Source organism: Leptospira sp. B5-022 (assembly GCF_000347035.1).
Taxonomy (GTDB): Bacteria; Spirochaetota; Leptospiria; order Leptospirales; family Leptospiraceae; genus Leptospira_B; species Leptospira_B cinconiae.
Genome location: NZ_ANIJ01000047.1, coordinates 475982 through 497500, shown reverse-complemented (window position 1 = coordinate 497500; position 21519 = coordinate 475982). Strand labels below are relative to the sequence as shown.

General features: G+C 41.6%; 20 protein-coding genes and 1 other RNA gene (1 of these 21 running past the window's edge). 10 read left to right on the top strand and 11 right to left on the bottom strand.

Translation table 11 applies throughout. The annotated features are described in order from the left end of the window. Positions 1-164, top strand: partial view of a patatin-like phospholipase family protein gene (locus LEP1GSC192_RS18505; RefSeq protein ID WP_020771202.1) — the final stretch only. The gene continues 847 nt to the left of window position 1, outside the view; the window shows 164 of its 1011 coding nt (coding positions 848-1011); its start codon lies beyond the left edge, outside the window; the stop codon is at positions 162-164. Positions 165-167: 3 nt separating this feature from the next. Here the strand turns inward: LEP1GSC192_RS18505 and LEP1GSC192_RS18500 are convergent, their stop codons facing one another. After that, positions 168-1004, bottom strand: coding sequence for a hypothetical protein (locus tag LEP1GSC192_RS18500; protein ID WP_020771455.1), 837 nt, complete (start codon positions 1002-1004; stop codon positions 168-170). Positions 1005-1420: 416 nt separating this feature from the next. On the opposite strand from LEP1GSC192_RS18500, the gene LEP1GSC192_RS18495 reads away from it, so the two are divergent. Both LEP1GSC192_RS18495 and LEP1GSC192_RS18490 read left to right on the top strand, forming a co-directional pair. Continuing rightward, positions 1421-1813, top strand: coding sequence for a hypothetical protein (locus tag LEP1GSC192_RS18495; protein WP_020771269.1), 393 nt, complete (start codon positions 1421-1423; stop codon positions 1811-1813). Between the two features lie 313 nt (positions 1814-2126). After that, the gene (locus tag LEP1GSC192_RS18490; RefSeq protein ID WP_020771174.1) at positions 2127-2804 is read left to right on the top strand and encodes a hypothetical protein; all 678 of its coding nucleotides are present in this window, start codon (positions 2127-2129) and stop codon (positions 2802-2804) included. 35 nt (positions 2805-2839) lie between these two features. Here the strand turns inward: LEP1GSC192_RS18490 and LEP1GSC192_RS18485 are convergent, their stop codons facing one another. Further along, positions 2840-3403, bottom strand: coding sequence for a SelL-related redox protein (locus LEP1GSC192_RS18485; RefSeq protein WP_020771215.1), 564 nt, complete (start codon positions 3401-3403; stop codon positions 2840-2842). 76 nt (positions 3404-3479) lie between these two features. Here LEP1GSC192_RS18485 and LEP1GSC192_RS18480 point away from each other — a divergent pair, with 76 nt between their 5' ends. Next, positions 3480-4190, top strand: a complete 711-nt coding sequence (locus LEP1GSC192_RS18480; RefSeq protein WP_020771516.1) for a TerC family protein — start codon at positions 3480-3482, stop codon at positions 4188-4190. On the opposite strand, the gene LEP1GSC192_RS18475 is transcribed toward LEP1GSC192_RS18480, so the two are convergent. The 6 genes from LEP1GSC192_RS18475 to LEP1GSC192_RS18450 form a co-directional block, all read right to left on the bottom strand. Continuing rightward, the gene (locus tag LEP1GSC192_RS18475; RefSeq protein WP_020771112.1) at positions 4150-5598 is read right to left on the bottom strand and encodes an acyl-CoA--6-aminopenicillanic acid acyltransferase; all 1449 of its coding nucleotides are present in this window, start codon (positions 5596-5598) and stop codon (positions 4150-4152) included. The two genes, LEP1GSC192_RS18480 and LEP1GSC192_RS18475, sit on opposite strands and share 41 nt — an antisense overlap. 50 nt (positions 5599-5648) lie before the next feature. Beyond that, a complete protein-coding gene (locus tag LEP1GSC192_RS18470) occupies positions 5649-6869 on the bottom strand; it encodes a PP2C family protein-serine/threonine phosphatase (RefSeq protein ID WP_232421119.1) in 1221 nt (406 codons plus the stop codon). 67 nt (positions 6870-6936) lie between these two features. Beyond that, positions 6937-7359 carry a thioesterase family protein gene (locus tag LEP1GSC192_RS18465; RefSeq protein ID WP_020771459.1) on the bottom strand — a complete coding sequence of 141 codons (423 nt, stop codon included), beginning with the start codon at positions 7357-7359 and terminating at the stop codon, positions 6937-6939. A gap of 273 nt (positions 7360-7632) precedes the next feature. Beyond that, positions 7633-7941 (bottom strand): hypothetical protein, encoded by a 309-nt coding sequence (locus LEP1GSC192_RS18460; RefSeq protein ID WP_020771362.1) that lies wholly within the window; start codon positions 7939-7941, stop codon positions 7633-7635. Beyond that, complete coding sequence (locus tag LEP1GSC192_RS18455; protein WP_020771210.1) at positions 7935-8309, bottom strand: Bor/Iss family lipoprotein; 375 nt, start codon at positions 8307-8309, stop codon at positions 7935-7937. The genes LEP1GSC192_RS18460 and LEP1GSC192_RS18455 overlap by 7 nt, the downstream gene beginning before the upstream one ends. Positions 8310-8338: 29 nt before the next feature. Continuing rightward, positions 8339-12760, bottom strand: a complete 4422-nt coding sequence (locus tag LEP1GSC192_RS18450; protein WP_232421117.1) for an Ig-like domain-containing protein — start codon at positions 12758-12760, stop codon at positions 8339-8341. 706 nt (positions 12761-13466) lie between these two features. On the opposite strand from LEP1GSC192_RS18450, the gene LEP1GSC192_RS18445 reads away from it, so the two are divergent. Then, positions 13467-15014 carry a SpoIIE family protein phosphatase gene (locus tag LEP1GSC192_RS18445; RefSeq protein WP_020771340.1) on the top strand — a complete coding sequence of 516 codons (1548 nt, stop codon included), beginning with the start codon at positions 13467-13469 and terminating at the stop codon, positions 15012-15014. Continuing rightward, positions 15011-16561: a hypothetical protein gene (locus LEP1GSC192_RS18440; RefSeq protein WP_020771507.1), complete on the top strand. Its 1551-nt coding sequence runs from the start codon at positions 15011-15013 to the stop codon at positions 16559-16561. The genes LEP1GSC192_RS18445 and LEP1GSC192_RS18440 overlap by 4 nt, the downstream gene beginning before the upstream one ends. A gap of 67 nt (positions 16562-16628) precedes the next feature. Here LEP1GSC192_RS18440 and rnpB read toward each other — a convergent pair. Continuing rightward, positions 16629-17020, bottom strand: an RNA gene (rnpB, locus tag LEP1GSC192_RS19330) — RNase P RNA component class A. Positions 17021-17233: 213 nt separating this feature from the next. On the opposite strand from rnpB, the gene LEP1GSC192_RS18430 reads away from it, so the two are divergent. The 4 genes from LEP1GSC192_RS18430 (at position 17234) to LEP1GSC192_RS18415 (ending at position 20162) form a co-directional block, all read left to right on the top strand. Beyond that, positions 17234-17941, top strand: coding sequence for a 1-acyl-sn-glycerol-3-phosphate acyltransferase (locus tag LEP1GSC192_RS18430; protein WP_020771351.1), 708 nt, complete (start codon positions 17234-17236; stop codon positions 17939-17941). A 301-nt stretch (positions 17942-18242) separates the two neighbouring features. After that, positions 18243-18677, top strand: a complete 435-nt coding sequence (locus tag LEP1GSC192_RS18425; RefSeq protein WP_020771266.1) for a tetratricopeptide repeat protein — start codon at positions 18243-18245, stop codon at positions 18675-18677. A gap of 265 nt (positions 18678-18942) precedes the next feature. Then, on the top strand, positions 18943-19230 hold the full coding sequence (hpf, locus tag LEP1GSC192_RS18420) for a ribosome hibernation-promoting factor, HPF/YfiA family (RefSeq protein ID WP_020771476.1): 288 nt from the start codon (positions 18943-18945) through the stop codon (positions 19228-19230). After that, positions 19230-20162: a hypothetical protein gene (locus LEP1GSC192_RS18415; protein WP_020771258.1), complete on the top strand. Its 933-nt coding sequence runs from the start codon at positions 19230-19232 to the stop codon at positions 20160-20162. Before hpf ends, LEP1GSC192_RS18415 begins: the two co-directional genes overlap by 1 nt. Before the next feature lie 87 nt (positions 20163-20249). Here LEP1GSC192_RS18415 and LEP1GSC192_RS18410 read toward each other — a convergent pair whose 3' ends face one another. Beyond that, positions 20250-20816 carry a hypothetical protein gene (locus LEP1GSC192_RS18410; protein WP_020771142.1) on the bottom strand — a complete coding sequence of 189 codons (567 nt, stop codon included), beginning with the start codon at positions 20814-20816 and terminating at the stop codon, positions 20250-20252. Between the two features lie 6 nt (positions 20817-20822). Then, on the bottom strand, positions 20823-21425 hold the full coding sequence (locus LEP1GSC192_RS18405) for an RNA polymerase sigma factor (protein WP_020771118.1): 603 nt from the start codon (positions 21423-21425) through the stop codon (positions 20823-20825). Between the last annotated feature and the right edge of the window lie 94 nt (positions 21426-21519).

Genomic DNA, 21519 nt, shown 5'->3' with positions numbered 1-21519 from the left:
CTACGAGTTCCAAACTTTTGAATCGTTCCGTCACCAAGGGTATGGAAGCGGGACAAAGATTGGTTTCGAATATGATTGCGGAAATTTCCGGACTTAAAAACAAATCGAGACTTTTAAGAAAACTTTTCCTTCCTACGATCCGACCGGAAGAAGGAAAAAGTTAATCACTAAGCGGCTTCTGCGAACCTGATCTTTTTGATCTCCTCCTTTCTTTTTAATTCGGATACCGCGAAGTAATACGATTTTCGAACGGAATGTTCGCTTAAACCCAGATACCAGCCGATCTTTTTAAAACTTTTTTCTCCCGTTACCGCACTGCAGACTTCGACGATTTGTCTTCTGGAAATTTTCCACCTTTCCAAATTTTCAAAATGATGGATTTGCATATTTTGATAAAGCCTGGAAAGTTTTTCGTTTAGTTCCTTTTTCCTGAGCCAGGATCTTCTTTCTTCCTCCATATCCTTGGCGAAATAATCCTTTAATTTTAATTTTTTCTTTTTAAGTTTAGAATAGAATAATCTAAATTCCTTTAGACTCAAAGGAATTCTATGCTTTAGCTTGAGAATGAGAGAGGAGATCGGATCCATTTCGGAAAGAATGTTTCGGACTACAAGAGAAGTCTCTCTGGTTTGGTTCAATATTTCTTTCGTAAATTCCGACCTTGGATCGTAAAATCTCTCGAAACCATCCGATAAAATTTCATTTTTCTTGAGCCGGAAGTCTTTTCTTCTCTGGTTCCATATTAAATTTTTAGTATATGCTGTGAAAAATGCGGGAAAATTGGAATACCCTCTTTCTTTGAATAGATGTAACACTTCTTCCGCATCCAAAACCAATTTAAGAATGATCTCTGAGCAGGAGTCTTCGTCCAAATGGTATTTTCCTTTTGCAAAAGTCCAGGCCCAGATCCAGGCTTCTTTTAAGAAATTTTCGGTATTCCCTTCCCTAAAATAAAAATCGACGGAAGAGATGAGTCGTCTGTCTTTTTCGGAGTTTTTTTCCATGATCGGATTTCGGAATAGATGACCCGATCTTCCACATATTTTAAAATAGAACCGTTCGCCTTAGATACTATGTTGGCGGCTAAAACGAACTTTTTTGGATTTTTTTATTTCTCGATCCTAGTGCAAGACTTGTGATATATCCTCGGGCGGAAGTATCCAACAGCTCGCTTAATAATCCCAAATCAGAAGAAAAGAATCATGGAGATATTTTTTTGCGTCTAGTTAATCCCGGCCGAAGAAGAAGGTTCCCGAGAAAGGATATAAGAATTTTTTTATAATATTTAAATTCTCTTTATTCGGATATGAATATCACTCAAGGATGAAAAATACAAAATGAAACGAATTCGTAGGAAGATAGGTCGCAATAGAAAACAAATATAAGGGACAAAAATATTTTCCGCAAGAGGACGAACACAATGAAAAAACTAATCCTACATTCCACGTTAGCTCTCGTATTGACCGGAGCGGTATTTTCTCAACCAAACGGCGGTCCAGGAGGACCTCCCGGAGGAGACCCGTGTAAAACGGAAAGACAAACTTATTGTAAAGATTCCAGACCAGGGCCGGAAACGGATCGCTGCCTCAAAGAATATATTTCAAAATTATCCGAAACTTGCAAAAGTCACGTAAACGAAATGATCTCTCGTTTCGAAAAATTCAGATCAGCATGCGCTGCGGATGAGGAAAAATATTGTAAAAACGTGGAACGCGGACCAGCTCACATGAAATGTATGAGAGAAAACGAAAGTAAGTTATCCGCTTCGTGTAAGGCGGCACTTCCACCTCCTCCGCCGGGAAATAGGAACTAAGTTGCACAGACCCCGATGCTAAAATCGGGGCTTTCTTTATAAATTAAAAAACTTTAAACTCTTTCAAGATGCCTCAAAAAATAGGGAATAAACCCTGAAAGTTCATTAAATCTTACGCCTTACTTGCTAAATTATCTATCCCAAACGTAAGATGCGTATTTCCTCAAAGAAACTAGCGAATAAAATACGTTTCAGCCCAACTCTAAAAATAGTATAATTTCAATTGACCTTATCCCTTCGTTTTTAAATAAAACCATTAATGTGACTTTTTATAGTCTAAAAATCAACTTTCTATCCGCAAAAGAGTTAACGCATGAAATTATCCTACAAAATATTCTTCTTGGCTATATCCTTATTCACCTTTAGTAATTGCCCTGCACCTAGCGTTTCAGGCAATTTCATAATCGCAAATCCGCTAAATAAAAAGCCCGCTATTCTTCCGGAAAACGTGGTCATTTTTAGAGAGGCCCTTCCCCCCGGTATTAAGAGAAATTTCGAGGGAAATTACGAGGTTGACACTAAATTTCAGAATAAAATTGAACTAATCGGTAAGATCGAATTAAGATTACAAAACGGAATAGTCTTAGTTCCTGGATTTCCTTTCCAACCTTATTTTATCAAGCCTGAAGAAGAAGGGATTAGAGCAAAATACTGTCGAAATAATCCGTTGATCTTTCTTCCTGTACCTATATTCAACATAATTAATCCTCTTGGTTGGCCATGTTTTGGATTAGATAATTACGCGGGAAACACTCCGGAAGCAGAGCAATATAGGGAAAAAATCCGTGAAGAGCTCATTCGGCAAAAAGCAGCTGAAAATGGAGCAAACTTAGTATTTATTATCAACAGTTATAGCGGTATATTCGGCATGGCGCAAGCATTCTTAAAAAATAATATCGATCAGAATGCTGCAAGATACACACCCAATTTAGACAAAATGGATATATACGGAGTTTACGTTTCCGACAAAAGTTACTTTAAAACTAAATAATCTACTTTTCTAAACAAAGGCGTAGGCGCTTTCGCTTACGCCGGTAAAATTCCCGGATCGTATTCATCCGTCGGTAAAGGTGTACAACCTGGAATTTTACTCCAGTCGGGCTCATCTCCTATATGACGGTATGAATGAGACCAAAGAATTCTGTCTTTCAAAACTAAGAATACGGCAGGCATTCTAAGTAAATGTCTGCCCTGCACTCCGTAGAAATTTCCTTTTGCAAGCGCTCTTACTGCACTCACCCAAACCTCCGGACCTGCCAATTCTATCAAGTTACCCTCTTGTATTTGGATCCGTTCATAAAAAGATGCGCTTGGGTCGGAGATTGCTTTTGCATCCGGCCAGAATCTGGAAAAAAACTCTTCTCCTTCTCTTACTGAGTCTGGATACACGAATAATATCGGTGGGAATGCAGCCATTTCGGAACTGAAAACGCGAAGGTCTTCGACCGTTTCTCTGCAAAATATACAACCAAGATGACGTAAGAATACGACTAAACTAGGTTTTTGCGGAAGATTATCCCCGAAACTTAGGCCGGTTAAATTTCGTCCTTCGACCTGGGATTCCAAAATTTCTTTCGGTAGGAATTTCATCTCTCTTTCAAATCTTCTACGATACCGGAAAGGAAATCGATTGCTTTTCTAATCCTTAGACGAATTTCTTTCTACAATGGATTTGCATCATGTAGACCTTATCGTGTCTCTTCTGACCCTTACGGCAATGGAAATCGTTCTAGGGATCGATAATATCGTATTTCTTTCCATAGTAGTCGGTAAACTTCCAAAAGAACAACAGCGTAGCGGCCGCACGATCGGTCTTGTCGCAGCCTTAGGTTTTCGGATCGTGTTGTTATTTACGGTAAGTTGGCTTGCGAGCCTAACAAACGGACTTTTTCAAGTGGGAAATTTTACGGTTACGGGAAGGGATCTTATCATGCTCGGTGGTGGACTTTTTTTGATCGCGAAAAGTACCAGTGAGATCCATCACAAAATGGAAGATGGAGGAACGGATCTGGATACAGGGCCATCTCCTTCCTTTTTTAACGTCATTTTGCAAGTTATCATTCTGGATATTATTTTCTCGGTGGACTCTATCATCACGGCTATAGGTCTTTCGGGAAACCTAATGGTAATGGTTCTCGCCGTGGTTATTTCTCTTTTGATCATGCTGGTATTTTCGGGAAAGGTAAGCGATTTTATCAACGAACATCCAACGATGAAAATTTTGGCTCTTTCCTTTTTGATCATGATCGGCGTCATGTTGTTCGCCGACGGTTTACATTTCCATATTCCGAAAGGATATATTTATTTCTCTATGGCATTTTCCCTTCTCGTGGAGTTCATAAATATGCGGGTTCGTAAGGCAAATCAGTCCCCTTAAGAACTCTGGAATTGATCCTAGCCTTTCGATTCCAGATCGCCCAACTCAGATTATAAAGTGGAGAAGACCAAAAGTTCGGCAATAAACCGTCGCTTACTGCAAGTTCCAATACTTGGGTTCTCCACTTTCTGTAAAGTTTATCCGCTTCCTCCGCAGCTTCTTTAGTGATTGGATCCAGGGAGAGATTCCTGCTTAGGTTCAAAGTATATTCTACTTTTCGAATGTATTTTTCCTGCTTCTCCTTTAATTCCGCATTAAAGACGGAAACAGCCTTATCATAATTTTTTAAACATAATCGATATAAAATTTCATGATTCCACCAAAGAGAAGAATCGGGGTTAGTTCCCGGTTGTATGATATCTCCCTCTAAGAAAGTTTTTCCAGGAATAGAGAACGGAATAAAAATCGATAAAGATGGAATAGAACAACCTGTTGCCCAAAACTGAGAATTAATAGGATTCGTATCCAGTTCGGCGACAAAGGAAGAAGTAGTCTGATTCGGAGAAAAAGGTCCTCCTGCATGAAGACAAACGGAACCCATCCCGGATCGGACCGGAGAGAACCCTATACTTTTGGAAGGAAATCCTCCTTGGCTGATAGTGAGTGGAACACTTCCCTTCTCCTTACCCTCCAATCTTAGGATTTGCATTGCTTCGGAAACACCTAACTTGGATCCGAAAAATTTTCCCCCTCCGGTTACAATTTCTCTTCGTACTTTACATTTACTAAAACTAGTAAAAAGAGAATCCGAGAACGCGTCCTTAAAAGAAAACGTTTGTCCCTTCTTCAACCAACCTTTTGCTCTTGCAAAATCGATCGCATGAGAATGAAGCCCGTCGTAATCCGATCCCAATGTCAGACCGTTCGAGATTGCGTAAAATCCTTTGATCTTCTTCCAAGCCCAATATCTATCTGCAGTTTCCAGAACATACGCTTCTTTAGGATCCGCGATGATAAAACTATTATGATAGAAGAAGTTTCGATTCGAATAACCGCCGCATGCATCTTGTCCGAATCTTTCCAAATATTCTATGATCAAGTCTTTAGCTTCCGCGGCAGTATCGGAACGTTCTAGGCCCAATCTTAAAAGGTCCATCCCGGTCAGACCATCATTCTTCTTTTCGATCCGGATTTTGGTGAAGATCGCTTCGTTCCCGATCACTACACCTTTGGAATTCGCTCCCATCTCCGCTCCCCAAATATGAAGAGGACGAGAGATCAAAATCTCTCTGGATTTTTTAGAACTTGGGACATCGATGAAGGTAAGTCTTTGAATACTTTCCTTATATATTTTTTCAGGAAATCGGACCAAACATTGGGGCTCGTTCGGTTCTCTGTCCGAATTTTTTCCGAAGATCATTTTTCCGGAAGAAGTGGAATCCGGAGTCGCCACAAAAGTATCACACATAGGTAAGGGATACTAACTTTTTCTACGAGAAGAGCAAGACGTTTTTTTATTTAGAGAACTTCCAAAAGTAACATGGTCATATCGTCTTTTAATTCGGAAGAATGTAATCCCAGAACGGCTTCGCCTAATGAATCCAAAAATACCCTACCGGAAAGTGATGTATAATCCCGAATGAGATCCAAGAATGCTTCGTATCCGAAAAAATCTTTTTCCCTTTCATAAAATTCGAACATTCCGTCTGAGAACAAAAGCACCCGATCTCCCGACTCTAATAAAATTTCATAATCCTTATTGAATAGTTTAGGAAGTGCAAGAAGGACGGTTCCTTTCCCTGTCAATTCTTGTACGGAGCCATCGGACTTAATGAGGACCGCGGGATGATGTCCTGCATAAGAATAAGTTAGGCTTTTTTTCTCTCTATCCAATCTCATGTAGACAGCAGTGATAAAAAAACCGCCGATCATGGTCATCAAAGACTCATGGATCAAGGTTAGCCCTTTAGAAGGACTTTCTGCAACCGGTGCAACACTTTTAAATGCCATCACCGCCATCGCGGAAACCATTGCCGCAGAAACTCCATGACCCGCCGCATCCGCGAAAAAAAAGTCAAGCTCACCTTCCTTCCCCAGATTCGTTTTGATCAGATCCCCGCCTACACTTTCCAAAGGTTTAAAATAAGAGTAGATCCTAATATTTCCTGCCTCCGGAAATTCCAGATCCACTAAACTTTTTTGGGTTTTCTGGGCGATGGATAATTCTTCCTCGATATTGATCTGGAATTTTTCCATCTGCACATCCGCTTCCAATAATGTCTCGAATGTTCTCATTCTGAAACCGATCACAAGTACCGACAAAATTCCCGAGGAGATTAGACCGAAATAATACATGCCGACGTCTATCTTAGGATCTTTCACATGAATCCCGACAAAAAATGCGACCGCTATAAATATAAGCAGGACAGGAATGAGCACTCTCCGGTTGTTTATGGAAACTCCCATGCTGAATACGACAAGTATCAATCCGAACAGGTAACCTAGATACAGACCGTTCAGATACAAAAGATAAAAGGAATGGATACTCATTACCGCGAAATGAAAGAGCAAAACGGATTCGGAGTATTTTTTAAAATTTTCGAATTTAAAACTTAAGAATAGCGAAATACAAATTAAAGTAACATGAGTGCCCCGGATCCATTTCGGGTCGGAGATTCCGTTTTTTCCCAGATCGCCTAACAACAAGCCGAATCCCGCAAAAAAAAGGAAAAGGGACATTGCAAACCGAAATCTAGAAAGAGATTCCTCGGAGAGAAATTCCTTTAGGCTGGTGATCGCCGACGACTTATTTATCTTGTTGGAAGAATTGTTCCTTGTAGGCATCTGGGATCGCCGCCGGTTTTCCGGTAGAAAAATTAAACCATAACAGTTCCGCTTTTCCAGTCAACACGCATTCCCCTGCTTGATTCCACATAGAACACACGATAGAAAAAGATCTGTTCTTAACGGATTCCAATTTTACGGAAATATCAATCGTCTCCGGAAAACGTACCTGCTTTCTATAATCCATCTCCAAATGAGTAAGGACCGGTCCGCCTTCCAAAGGTTTCTGAGGAGATTCCCAAAGACGCATATCATTAAAAAAAGAAGCCCTCGCTGTTTCAAAATATCTTGCATAGACGACATTATTAACGTGACCAAAGGCATCCATATCACCCCAAGCCACTTTTTGCTGAACACTGTACGTGTATCTTTCCGGTTTAGACATAAAACTAGAAAAACCTAAGAGATCAATTCTGGAAAGGAAAGAATTTTCAGTAAAAAGAGATTTATGTTGCACTCGGTGAAAATTATGTGCAGTAATTTTAGATCCTATCTCTTACAAAACTTTGTCTTTTACTTTTGGTGGATTTTTAAAACTTACACAAAAACGCTAAGAACATAATTGTTTTTTTCGTGAATTTTCTACTCTATGTGCTTACTAATATCTGTGCGAAAAAACTCTTCTTAGCTTTGCCTTTTCCATTGAAAGGCAGCTAACCTAATTTTTTTCACAGAAGGATTCTAGGGTTTTACTGGAATAAATCCCTCCGATCAACCCGTGAATAATGGAGTCCCAAACCCCGGTGATAATTTTCACTTCAGGAATTTCCTTAGGATTCGGGCAACTGAACTCTATGGGGTCCGAAATGAAATAATATCCGGCCACTAGACTTCCCTGCCTGGCGGATTTCACTTCTTGCGTATTAGGTTTAAATACTAGAGCCTTGGAATCTTTTTGGAACGTAAGAACGGTTTTATGACATCCGAATAAAACCAAAACCAGAATTACAAGAATTTGTTTCACCATGGATAACACTCCACTTCCAGAGTTTGGGGAGAATAAATCCCGAGTGTCGATTGCTCTAATACTACGTCCCAAAATGTCATAAACTGATGCACTGACTTAGGTCCTTGGGGACAAAGAGAAGCGAGATTTACAACCTTTTCATTCGGCAAAAGACCCATTAGATAATAATGGTCCTTCATGCTGAAAGTCTCTCCTACCTTTCCTTTGGTATTTTTTTTCCGTTGGTCCAAAGCCGTTTTACATTCCGAACTTTCCGCATAGGCCAAACATGGCTCGGGCGGAATGGCGGGATACGTTACCCAAGCATGTCTACAATTGAAACCGAATAGGATCATAGTAAGGATATTTAATAAAGTCCGATTGATCATATAATTCATCCTCCCTCGAATTTCAGTTTTCAATTATGCTGCCTATACACTCTGATCGGAACTCCGTCTTTTCCGGTACTGATATAAACGAAATCCGAGCCGAATGTGAAGACCGAAATGGCCGAAAAGATCTGCTGCACGTTACTTGGATCGCCGAGTCCATTGGCTCCGATCTTAGACCAAACGTTCGCGGAATTAGGATTAGTCGAGTTCGTCCTATAAATCCTAATTCCTCCCGGATTATCAAACCCTACATACAAATATGAACCGTTTTTGATCAGCATGGAAATCGTCCGATTCGTAGGATCTCCGAAGTCAACATTCCCGCTTCCGTTATTTGCGATTAAACTCCAATCGCCTGATTCGCAACTGTCTGCCGCTCCGGTAAGGGCCGGACTACATACCCAGATCTGGGCCCTACGATTAGAGTCGTCGGTTCCGCCCGTACAACCGTTTGTTCCCGAGAATGGAGTAGTCCTAAAACCGGTAATTGTTCCGGCATCCGCCAAACATACGTTCCTTGCCACATAAAGTTTTCCGTTAAATTCGGCAAAGGCTGGAAATGCCTTATCACCCGGGATCAGATCGAAGAATTTATATAACTCTAAGGAAAACCAGTTATTGCTCGGATTGTCCGTCGGACTCTCCACGTTATGCCAGTATTGATTTGTTCTAGGTCCGACCTCCAACCAATTAGCGCAAGTATCCGGAGCGGAACAAGGGGTAGTAGGATCCGGACTAGTCGAACGTATAATAGATCCGTTATGCCCGATTGCAGGCCCTCCACCATTCGCGGCATAGATCAAATTATTGAAAGTAAATACCGAATCAACATCCAAATAATGTCCCCAATTCGGAGAGGAATTGAGAGCCACTCCATTCGCAGTTCCTCCGAAATACGGAAGATAATTAATATACGTACGTTTTCCCTTGATGGCGACGGTATTTGCGTCGCAGTTATTTCCGGCGATGCAGTATCCGGTATCCGTATCCGCAGAATTAAAACTGATAAAACCGAAATCGGGAGAATCGTTGGCGGTACTTCCATCCCAATTTCGTTTCGCCCAACCTACCAAAAGTCTATTGTTCAACGTCAACATACTGGAAGGTGCCGCGGTAATTCCACCGGTTATATTGGCCCAATCCGTATATTTGAAATTTAAAGTATTATCGGAATCTAATGTATAATATACGTAATCACCGAAATAATATTGTCCTGCGATCAGTTGTGTTTTTGCCCCTGCTGCGAACAGGAAAGAATCCGACCCTAAAGATCCTACCGCAAAAATTCCCCTGCCGCTTTCATTATCGGGACCACATCCCAAAGCCCTGTCAGCGGAATTCGGAGTACATCCGGCATGTCCGAGAGTTTTAATGACCCCGTTTCCGGTATTTGCTGTATTTGTGGAAGTCCAAGAATCGTTTGCTTGGATCCCTACCCCACCCGGAGAAGCAACCGAATCACGAGGAAGACTAAAGCCGATCAGCTCCGGATTAGAACCGTCATAATTGAATCTGAGCGCAGCATTTCCCGCATTATTCGGTCCGCTATAAATTCTTCCTTTATAATCCACTAAATTCCCGAAAGTGGATCCGTAAGGATCAAACAATAGAGGGCCGTCGTCAAAATTTATCGGTGCAGAACCGCATCCTAAAAAGTTTACTCTATCGAAAGGACTAGATTGTATATTTTCCCCGTTTCCTGAATCCCTGATGGATCCCCAGGAAGAATTGTCGAATCCGTCCCCATTCACTCCGTTGGCCGCAATCAAAGAATATTGGCTTCCGGATTGTATATTACTATGGGACAAACAAACCTTGTTAGGATCCGCTGCTGCTCCTCCACAAGAAGTTCCGTCTAACGCAACAGCGCTTTGGATTTCTCCCAACGAAGCGGTATTTAATTTATAACGTTTCGCACATTCAGTCGGACTGGAGCAAAGAGCCGAACCTAAGGCGTCCACTCCACCTAGATACGATTTCGAAAAACCTAATATGACCTGGTTTAAATTTGCACAAGAAGCGGACTTCAATTTGATCTGCTCCGCCGCAACAAAATCGGCTGTGTTCGGGCAAGTCAATGCACCTGAACTGGCGCTAAGGCTGGCTTTATCGGCAATTACAGTATATTCTGTCCCGGCCGTAAGAGCGGTCCCCAGAGTCATAATGAATACCCTGGAATTAGTGGTAGCCGGAGAGAGAGAAGAAATAGCGATCGAATCAGGAGACGGATAAGAAGCCGTGTAATTTGTGTTATCCGAACAGCGGACCTGGTTAGAATCTTCCATTGATGTGATCGCACTGGATTTGACTAATTTATAACGATACGGTGCTCCTGCCTGGGTATTTGCATACATCACTTTAGAATATTCTATTTGTATATGTGTGGAATCGATGTACTGCGCTCTTAAAAGAATCGGTCTCTCCGTATCGCTTATGATAGTAAATGTCGTATTTCCAAAGATACCGTCCAGACTAGCTCGAGCAGTCAAAGGGTATCCTTGCGTAGTATTAAATACGGCGGTGACCACCCCTTTTGTCGATGGGTCATTACTAACGGTCGCATTTCCGCTTGTCCCGTTTGCCAGTATGATTTCCCAAAGAACGAGCCCGGTAATTTCCCTAACACCATCCGTATAAGTACCGATCGCTCTATAGGAATATTTTTCTCCGGAAATTAAGATCCATTCTTCCGGGGTAACGGAAATGGAAATCAGTTGGGCCGCATTTACGGTTAAAGTCGCAGTCCCCGTAATGGAACCTAGAACGGACTCGATCGTGGTTTGTCCGACTGCCATACTTGTCACAAGACCTTTTGAACCTGAATTATCGACAAGTGCTACGGATGTGTTTGAAGAGGACCAACTTGCAGAATCTGTAATATTCTGAGTACTTCCATCCGTATAGGTTCCTGTAGCAGTCAATTGAGGATTGATCCCCTTAGGTATCGTTATAGGATTTACCGAATTGTAAGTGATCTGAATAGAGACCAAAGCAGCCGCACTTACGGTCAAAACGGTATTTCCGCTAAAAGATCCGGAAGTAGCGGTAATTGTTGTGGTTCCCAAACTCAGAGCGTTCGCCAGTCCCTTTCCTGAATTCGTATTATTGATCGTAGCAACGCTTGTAACGGAAGAAGTCCAAGTAACGGTAGAAGTCAAATCCTGAGTGGTTCCGTCCGAAAAAGAGCCGGTTGCAGTGAATTGACGAGTCAATCCCTTGGCTACATTCGGATTTGTCGGAGTAACCTGGATGGATTCCAGAACTGCAGCGGTAACCGTAAAGGATGCCGTCCCACTTACACCGGAATATTGAGCCGTTATAGTAGTGGAACCTATATCTGCCGCATGTGCAAGACCTATCGTTCCCGCATTATCTACTGTCGCCACGGAAGTAACGCTTGAACTCCAAGTTGCAGAATTTGTTATATTTTGGGTGCTTGTATCGCTATACACGCCGATGGCGGTCAGTTGAGCGGTCCTACCCTTCGCGACCGAAGGCAAAGGATTTTGACCGCTTGCATAAATTTCGACCCGATCCAAAACAGCCGCGGAAATATAAACGATCGCCGATCCGGTAATGACCGTCCCACCTGCCAAATTAGGAGGTGCGGAAACTCTAATGGTCGTATTGCCGGAACTGATCGCAGTTAATAATCCTTTGGAACCGCTGGTATCGTTTATATCCGCAATACTCGTATCATCCGAACTCCACGATACAATCGTTGTAATATCTTGGAAAGATCCGTCGGCAAAAGAACCCGTTGCGATATATTGCATGTTTCTTCCCTTGGGAAGTCCGTTACCGGAAGTTTGTCCGATCGGAGGATCCACGGGAGTGATCTGAATAGAAACTAAACTTGTATCCACTACATTCACGGTAATAGATGCCGAAATTCCCCTATAATTCGCTCTAAGCTGGGTATTTCCCGCCCGGATCCCGGTTATATCTATCGTATCTGGATCATTATTCGGATTATGTAATACTCTTAGAATGGATCCGTTCCCGGAAGTTACGGCAAGTCCGGGATCTCCGGTTAAATCCTGACTCGTACCGTCAGCAAATATTCCTGTGACGGAACATTGACGTACTACACCGATCGCCAAATCGGTATTCTGATTTTGGCAAGTAATCGTGATGGAAGTAACGGGAGCCCTAGTTACTTCTAATTCCATTTCGGAGGTAAAATTCTTAAACCCGATCCTTACTCTTGCTCTACCCATCTCGGCACCGAGCACTTGCCCGGGAACGATTCCGCCGAAACTTAGGATTGAGGGATCAGAAGAAGACCAGTTAGCCTTTTCCGTTATGTCTTCTCGTTCCCCGAAAGTATAGATTGCGGTCGCTTTTAAAGAGAGTGTGGAAGTTTTCGCAAAAGATCCGGAAGGAGAATATATTTCGATCCGTTCTAAACTCCCTTTTCCGAATAGAAGAAAAAGAAAAGGATTCATACCCGAGCCGCCCCCAGCCTGCATCCCCGCCAGAGCGGTCAAACTTGGCCAAATAGTACAGCTTTGAAAAAGAAAAACACCGAACAATACGTATCCGGAAATTCGAGGAAGGATCGATCGAACACGGACAAACATGCCAAATATATTCCTTTTTTATAATTTATTTCCAAATAGAGAGAAAATAAGTATAACGAAAAACAAACGCACTATAACAAGTAGTCGTCCGTTTTTCTACAAATTTTTCGGAACATCAAACAATACACGAAAATATTAATATAACAAATCACGTAAAACTAATCCTAAGTAATTAGAAATAGAATGTTTCAAAACAAAATCCCAAAATTTTTCAAACAAAACCGTCGATCGAAATCATAAAATAAGCTTAATAAATTATTTATTTCCATTTTTCTAATGTACATTTACTTAAAATACCAATCCCATAATTACGTCTCCCAAGATCGTTTTATAACAAACGAACACTTTCATCGGACAAAAAACTATTAATAGTTTACTAAAAAATAGAAATTATGCAAATAGGTCGCAAAATGAGGAGGAGAAGAAGGAGATCGTTTAAAAATATGTAAGCGTTTAAAACGCATTCCATTTTTATAAAACGCGTTCAAACTACATATCGCCGAGTAGCCTACGGGAAAATTTAAAAAACCGGTTTCAATGGATCCAAAAATAAAAGGAGAACTGCTCAATCATGCTTTTACAAAATTTTGTAGTCACCCCGGCAGTGGATGCCAAAAAAACTTCACTTGTTTGGACGATTGGGCTATTCTACTCTTTATTAGCTGCAATAAACATCAGTTTTTTTTCGGTGATGATCTTCGAAAATCAATCCGATCTACTTTTAAGAAACTTTAAATTCCAATCCAAAACGTTAGCGGAAAAACTCCTACAGGAATTAAGTCTGATACAATTGTCCAAAGGGGAAGCTCCGTCTTACGACCTATTCGAAAGAAATCTAAAATTTTTAGGGACCAACTCCTACAAAGTATTCGACGAGAACGGAGAGATCTGGATAGCCCAACCGAAACAACCGTCGGAAGAGAATATTTCTCCGGAGATCATCTCCGAGATAAAACAATTAGCCGATTCCTCCGGAAATTTTGTAGGAACTCCGTATAAGGTGGACCTAGACGAGACGAATTTTTCGATCCGCCTTCTCATTCCTTTTAGATCCGTTCAAAAAGAACCTTTGTATCTGTTGGGATTCGCCTCCCTTCCTTCGATCCAAGAAAGAGTAACACATATATTCGCGCAGATGGGGATCGCAATTTTTTGGGGAATCGTTTTCCACGGACTGTTCGGATATTATTTGTATAGGAGAATATTCGAAAAGATAGGAATACTAAAAAATACCAGCCATAAGATGTATACGGGAGACTTAAGCTCCAGAGTTGTATGGAATTTCAAGAACCAAGACGAATTGGACGATTTAGGACAAACATTCAACGCGATGGCGTCTCAGATAGATTCGAACATGGAGAGGATCACCAAACTAAATCGAGAAATTTCCAAGGAATTAGCGATCGGCAAAGAAGTTCAACAGATGTTCCTGCCGAACAAGATTACACTTTCCAGAATGGAACGTTACGGCCTATCCATATATTATAAACCATTGCGAGAGGTTAGCGGAGATTTATACAAATTTTACAGATTAGGCTCCGGCAAGGATTCCTCCCAATATTTTTTTCTGGCAGATGCCTCCGGCCACGGGGTTAGCGCCGCGTTGGTCACGGTAGTACTTGGGATTTTTACGGATGCGGTTTCCTTAAAATATGAATCTCCTGAAAAAACATTAAGCAGATTAAGCGATCTGATCGGCACAAAACTACAATCATCATTCTTTGCAACCGCCCTTCTTTTAAGATTATATCCCGACGGGACCTTGGAATTATGTAATGCCGCTCATAATGAACCGTTGATCTTAAGACCTTCTACGGATGAAATACGGACCATACCCACTTCCGGCCCACCTATGGGAACCATCACTGGATATTCATATAAGTTAGAGCGAATAAAACTCGCTCCCGGAGATAAGATACTGATGTATACGGACGGCTTAGTCGAAACGGTCGGAGCCGAAGGAACCGAATTCGGGTTACATAGGGTACAAGAATATTTTTTACGGAACAAGAACAAGTCCTGCAAAGAGATCGTAGACGGACTTTCCTTTGAATTCGAAAAATTCGCCGTCCGATTCAGGGATGATGTGAGCATACTCGCTTTTGAGATCCCGAAATGAAACGTTCCGCATACGTTATCTCCATTTTGATCGTGATCGTTTTCTTTCCGATATCGGCCTATTGGATCGGGAACGCGAAAATTTTAGAGCTTAGGTATCTACTATTAAAAGAAAGGATCATGAATTACGACTTGGCATCGGTCGTTTTAAAATCCAGAGTTCGTCTTACATTTTTGAATTCGGAAAATTTTAAAGAGGAACTCGTCACAGGAATATTAGAAAGTTCCATCCTAAACGAATCCCCTGAAAATCTTAGACTGTCATTGTCACCATGGGAAAGATCCGGAACATGGATCGCCAATGTCGTCAGATTTTTAACCTTAAAACCCCCGATCCATTTGGAGGAAGACCTAGAGCAAATATTCTATCTTCAACTCGCTTTCGAAATGGAAAGAAGCGGGATATACGATAAAGCGGATGAACAATATCGGTCTCTGGAAAAAAAATTAGACGTCCAAACGGACGAGGCGGCATTCGTATCCCTACATCGGGGTTTTTGTTTAGCGGTAAAAGGAGAATTGGAGAATGCGGTCATAAAACTGAAAGAGACAATAGAAAAATATCCCGGAACACATTATTCGGAAACTGCAGAATTATTACTTTCCTTATTATTACAAAATCTTGATATTCGAACTTCCTTCAAATCCGAGGGAACAAACTCCGAAAAAATCTCCTATTTATTTTCCATTGGAGATTGTTCGGAAACCTTAAAATATCTGGATAATATCCGAAATCCAACCAGAAATGAACAATATATGCGGGCCCGTTGCACCGAACTAAAAGGAGAGATCCCGGAAGCCGTAAAAAAATACACCAACATCATAAAAACAGGCGGCAAAGACAAGGCCTCCGTTCTTTCCAACCGAAGGCTCATGGTTATCGGAAAATTTAAATTTAAGGATAAAGCCGTTACGGAAAATTCCTTAAAAACCGCGGAAATACTAAACGATAAAGAAGCGTTGGAAGATTTTCGTACCATAGAATTATCCGGAAAGGACCCATATATCACGTCGGAAAATCCGAAAAAGTTATATAAAACGGGAGCCTTGGCGAATACGATTTCCCAATACGTTGAAAAAGCTTCCGAAGAATTAAAACAAGTCAAAGAGATAATATTAAATTCTTTCCGAAAGCCGGAAGAGAAAAAAACGCAAATAAGTAAACTAAGTGCAGCCGAAAATTCTCCCGATCTGTCTCATCTCACTCCCACTTTAAAAATATTCTTAAAGAACGGCAGGACCTTCTTTGTAGATTCCATTCTATTGGAAGAAAAAAAGTTCATTATAAATTCTGAACGTTTCGAAATCAGTATCCCGATTGAAAATATAGATTCCATTTCACTTACAGCGAAAGAAGATCATACAATAGAATTAAAATATGACTGGTTAAGTGTTATCGTGAAATCCCAATCGGAAAAAATTTTAGGCTCGAAATTGAATTTCATTTCGGAAAGTTTCCGCGTGGAACACAAAGATCCACTGACCCCAAAGGAGAACTATCCGATCTTAGAGATCCAAGAAGCGAAGGCTTTTAAAATTGTTAAGTAGTTCTATGGAAGGTTGCCTATACTCGCTTCGCTCCTGAAGTTGGATAAATCCTAATAGAAATATTGCCATGGAAGATCCACCTATAAGCCGGATTTTGTACTCTTGCGAGTGATGATCATTTATCTTGGTCTTTCAGTTACCGAAAAGACTCTTTGCTCTCTACCCGCGGCCCTGCAGAACCAACGATGGCCGCCTATTCGAGATTGCACCCGGGAGGGTTTACATTGCCCGCCTTTTTACAAAAGCGGCGGTGGGCTCTTACCCCGCCATTTCACCCTTACTAGAAAACTAGCGGTATATTTTCTGCTGCACTTTCCATATCCGGTTTCTTACGATCCCGAACTCCGGGAATTACCCGGTCCCGCGGTTCTATGGTGTCCGGACTTTCCTCACAAACTCCCCGAATGAGGGAAAAATCCGCTCGATCAGAAAAGAAAGCGCGACCATCCGGCAGACCTTCCAAAACGAGTATAAAAAAAAAATCCGCGTAAGGCTATCCGTTTTCATACCATATAACTTGAAAAAAGATCGTTTCGCATAGAGAACACAGAGTGCACGGAGGGACCGAATCATTCCTCTGTGTTCTCCGTGAACTCCGTGTGAAATAAAAATGTAAAGAAAATACCTTCCCTATTTTGCAACCTTCTCCCCAAAGCTCTCTCATATTTACTAATGTCATCGAAGAAAATACAAAAGCCTCATCCTGGAAGTTCCGAAAAAGCCAGGAAAGCCCTACGCTGGTTCGGAAGACTCTACGGTTCCTTATTTTATAAAACAGAAGTTTATGGATTAGAGAACGTACCTCAAACCGGAAGGGTCCTGGTACTCTCCAAACACCAAAGAAACGACGATATCCCGTTGGGACTCTCCAAAGCATTATATCATAGAAGAATGGATATCTGGGCGATCATGAAAGATTCCCTTGCTTCTCCCATTTACATGGACTATTTTCTAAAATGTGGAGGAATCCCCCTCAATAGAAAAGAACCTAGAAAAAGTAAAAACGACCTACTATTCGCTAAGAAAGTACTAAACGAAGGTAATATGCTCGTGATCTTTCCGGAACAAACCACGATTCCTTATAAAATGGGAAAGGGTCGCCCGGGCGGATTTAGATTCATTGTGGGAAAGCCGGAAGAGCCACTTCCTGTCCTATGCCTGGGATTGGAATATAAGCCAAGAGGATTCTTGCGTAGGACTAGCTTTATCGTCCGTGCTGGAAAACTTAGATACTTAACGGGGGATATGGACCCGGAAGATTTCCTCCATGACTGTATGCACGAGATCGCAAGCCTCACAAATCTCAAATACCCATTCGAACAGGCTAAAAAGACGAACGATTCAAATGGAGATCTAGAACTTCTCGAAACAATCTCCTAGAATCCATGTACTTTGGCTCGCACAGAGAGCACTGAGACCACGGAGGTGGGGTTCACGCAAAGACACTAGGTCGCAAAATTAAATTGTAGGAACTCCTATCGTGGGAATTAGAATCGCATATTGGAGTTCCTAATCACATTCCAACCGTATTTCCTATCTCCGTGTTCTCTGTGAGCTCCGTGTGCCAGCCACTTACCCAGAAAATCCCCACCTAAAATTAAAAAAAAAATCTAGTTTTTCCCAGAAACTTGGCACGGCGTTTGCACTATATCATACAAAGCCCTGGCTGAGAGATAAAAAGATGAACAGAATAATTAAAATTGCCTTAATTTTAAGCATCTCCACTGCAATTTATGCAGAACCTGAAACCAATGTGTTAGAGAGTTCGCTCAATAATTACACACCGGAGACAGAAGTCCAGCTGGCAAATAAGCTTACTGCCCTGGGAAGCCTAAAACAAAAAACCAGGGATTATGAAGGTGCAATCGCTTTTTATGATCAGTCCTTAGCTGTGAGAACAAAAATCGGTGATAAGGAAAGTTCCGGATACGCTCTAGTCCTGTATCTAAAATCCATCTCCGAATTCCGTCTCGGCAAATCCTGCCAAGCTTTAGAGAACATTAAAGAAGTTATCCATGTATACCAAAAGATTGGTGACCTTGATTCCGCTCTCCACGCAGAGGAAGAAGGTCTTAAAAAATACCAGGAAGCATGCAGCCTGGCTTTTGCGAAATAGCCAAGCCTGACTCTAAACAAGGACTAAGAAGCGCTAGGAAATCATCCCATCTCTAGTTCTAACTTCCCTGGTCCGCCCCTTTCGGGGCGGGCGCTTTTTTTGATTTGACTCCGTTTTTTTCCATCCTAATCTTACAGGAATTCCTGGGTTGGGATGACTCCCTTTCTTTCCCCGTCCAAAATACGTTTCTTTAGTTTTTTCTGAGCCGCATCCATGCTATGATAAAACTTTAAGAAGCCATAAATAGAGAACACGGAGGCTTTACATGAAAATCGTTTTTAATTGGAAAAATTTAGATCATTCCGGAACGGCAGAAGATTATGCCGGAAAAAAGTTAGAACGAGTCTCTAAATACATACAAAAATTGGTTTCGATGGAAATTTCATTCGAACAGGTTCATGGACTGATCAGCGCTAATCTGAATTTAGCCGCAGACGGAAGCAAGTTTAACGCACAACATGAAGACAAAGATATTTATTCCTGCATAGACGGTTTAGAAGATAAGATCGTAAAACAAGTAAGTAAACACCACGACAAAAAAGCCGCTCATTGATGGACCAAGACAGGAAGTACGAAGAAGCGATAAAACATTTATCCGAGGGAGAGTTCGAGCTCTCCCGAAACTTATTCGATTCCCTATTGGAAGAAGACCCCGAAAACCCCGAGTTTGCCTCGGGGTTTTATATTTCTTCCTTCTGGGATCATAGAATCGATCGGATCCATCTCACAAAAGAAGGAAGGGAAAGAACGGGACTTTTATTGGAATTCCTGAAAGATTTCGATTCGGTGTATAAAAGTAAATCCTTCCCTCAAGAACTCTCCTATCATTCGGCGATGAGTTCAATTCTACAAGAAACTACGGACCAAGTGCGCATCGCACTTAGAAAAGAAGGCATTCAATCGCTTTCTCCTGGACTCATCGCGGAATTAGCTTACAGACTATTACTTGCTGAAGATACGGAACTTGCTTCCGAAGTATTACGTGATTCTTCCGGACTGGAAAGATTCTCTCCCGAATTATTATTTTTTAGAGCAGAATGTACATACCTAAGTGGGCAACAGGCGCAAGGACTGCTACTCTACAGAGAGGCTTTTTTAAAAGAACCGAGTGCGATCCGACTGGAATCCGTTCGTGCAGAGCCTATCTTCTCCGCGATACGGATCCTAAGAGAGGAATTTAAAGAAGAAGCTGAACTCAAAGAAGCATTGCCTGTTCTTCTTTTAGAAAGAGGAGTATTCAAAGAGATCCGTAAAATGAGCGATAAGGAATTGGAAGCGTATCGTTCCGAATTGTTCAGACTTCGCGATTCTTTAGGGCTACGTAAAGGTGGAACGGAATTTAAGGTAAAGTGCAGAATGATCCAACTCTGCTGCGCCTTACTCGATTCCAGAACTTCTATCCTGTATGGAGAAGTGGCCCAGGAAGCAAAACGTATCCTGGATTCTTTAGATCCGAACTTATACCATAAAAGATTGAAGGTGTGAGGTTCGCACGGAGACCACGGAGTTCACAGAGAGACAACTTTCATACGAAAAACCTCTGTGTTCTCAGTGCGCTCTGTGCGAAAAAAATTACTTAGAAGTGGAATCCAGAACTTGACGGATCTCTTGAGCAGTTCTATAATCCCCTTTTTCGATAAAGTATTGCTCTAACGCACCTAAGGTTTTAGAAGCTTGGGGATTTCTGGAAATTTCCAGAAGATGACGTGAATTCAGATCCACATCCACTCTTGCAGAAGAAGGAAGATCCACGAATTCGCGGTCTTCACCGACGGTTAGGGTTCCCGATCTTTCTGCCAAACTTGTTTCGTTGGAAGAAGAGAATCGGCCTACTGTTACTGCGAGAACTAAGATTGCAAGAGCTGCGCTAAGGGAGTATTGGAAGGAACGGTTCCAGACAAAACTGCGGGAAAACTTGGACCAGGAGGTTTCTTCATCGAATCGGACATCTTTGAGGAGATTCTGCAGTCGAAGATCGAAATCCTTAGAAAGACGGATATCCTTCATCTGTTCCATTCTTAATTCGGAGACTGCTCGAACTAAAGAATTTTCTAATTTAACAAGATCCGGATCTTCTTTCTGAAAAATTGCCGAGAATCCGAATCTCGTGCTCTGCTGTTTACTTGTTTGTTTTTCCATACCTTACTACCTAAAAAAGCCTTCGCCCTTCCCATCTTTCATAATCAGATGTTTCAAAAATTCCTTTGCCTTAAAGAGCCGGCTTTTGACTGTTCCGATATTGGTTCCGAGGATCTCTGCTATTTGTGAATAGGACATTTCCTCGAAATACCGGAGCTCGATGACTTCTTTATATATATCCTCAAGCTCACCTATTTTGTTGATTAGATAGTTACTCTCGTCGGAAAGTTCTACTTTTTTTTCGAAGCTAATACGATCATCGGTGACCTGAAACTCGGAATCATCCATGGAATTCTCCCGGGCTCGTTTCCTTTTGGCCAGAAGGTCCTTGGATTTATTAACTACGATCCGGTACAACCAGGTATAAACCCCGGATTCTGCCCTAAAATTGCGTATTGAACGGTATCCTGAGATCAGGGCGTCTTGGACGATGTCTTCTGCGTCATCCCCGTCTTTTACCATGGAGACAGCTTTTCTATACAATCTCTCCCGATAAGGGCCGGTAAGTTCTATATATGCCTTGTCATCCCCTTCTTTGATCCGTTTTAGAAGCTGGATTTCTTTTTCTCGTACGGTTTGTTTGCGATGAGGATTATCGGTTTCGATCATTAGAAGCCTTTACGACATAGGTAGGCTCTTCCCTGGCCTTTGCAATAAAAATATGACGTAAAGAAGTCTGTGCAACCGTATGCGGTTTTAGGAT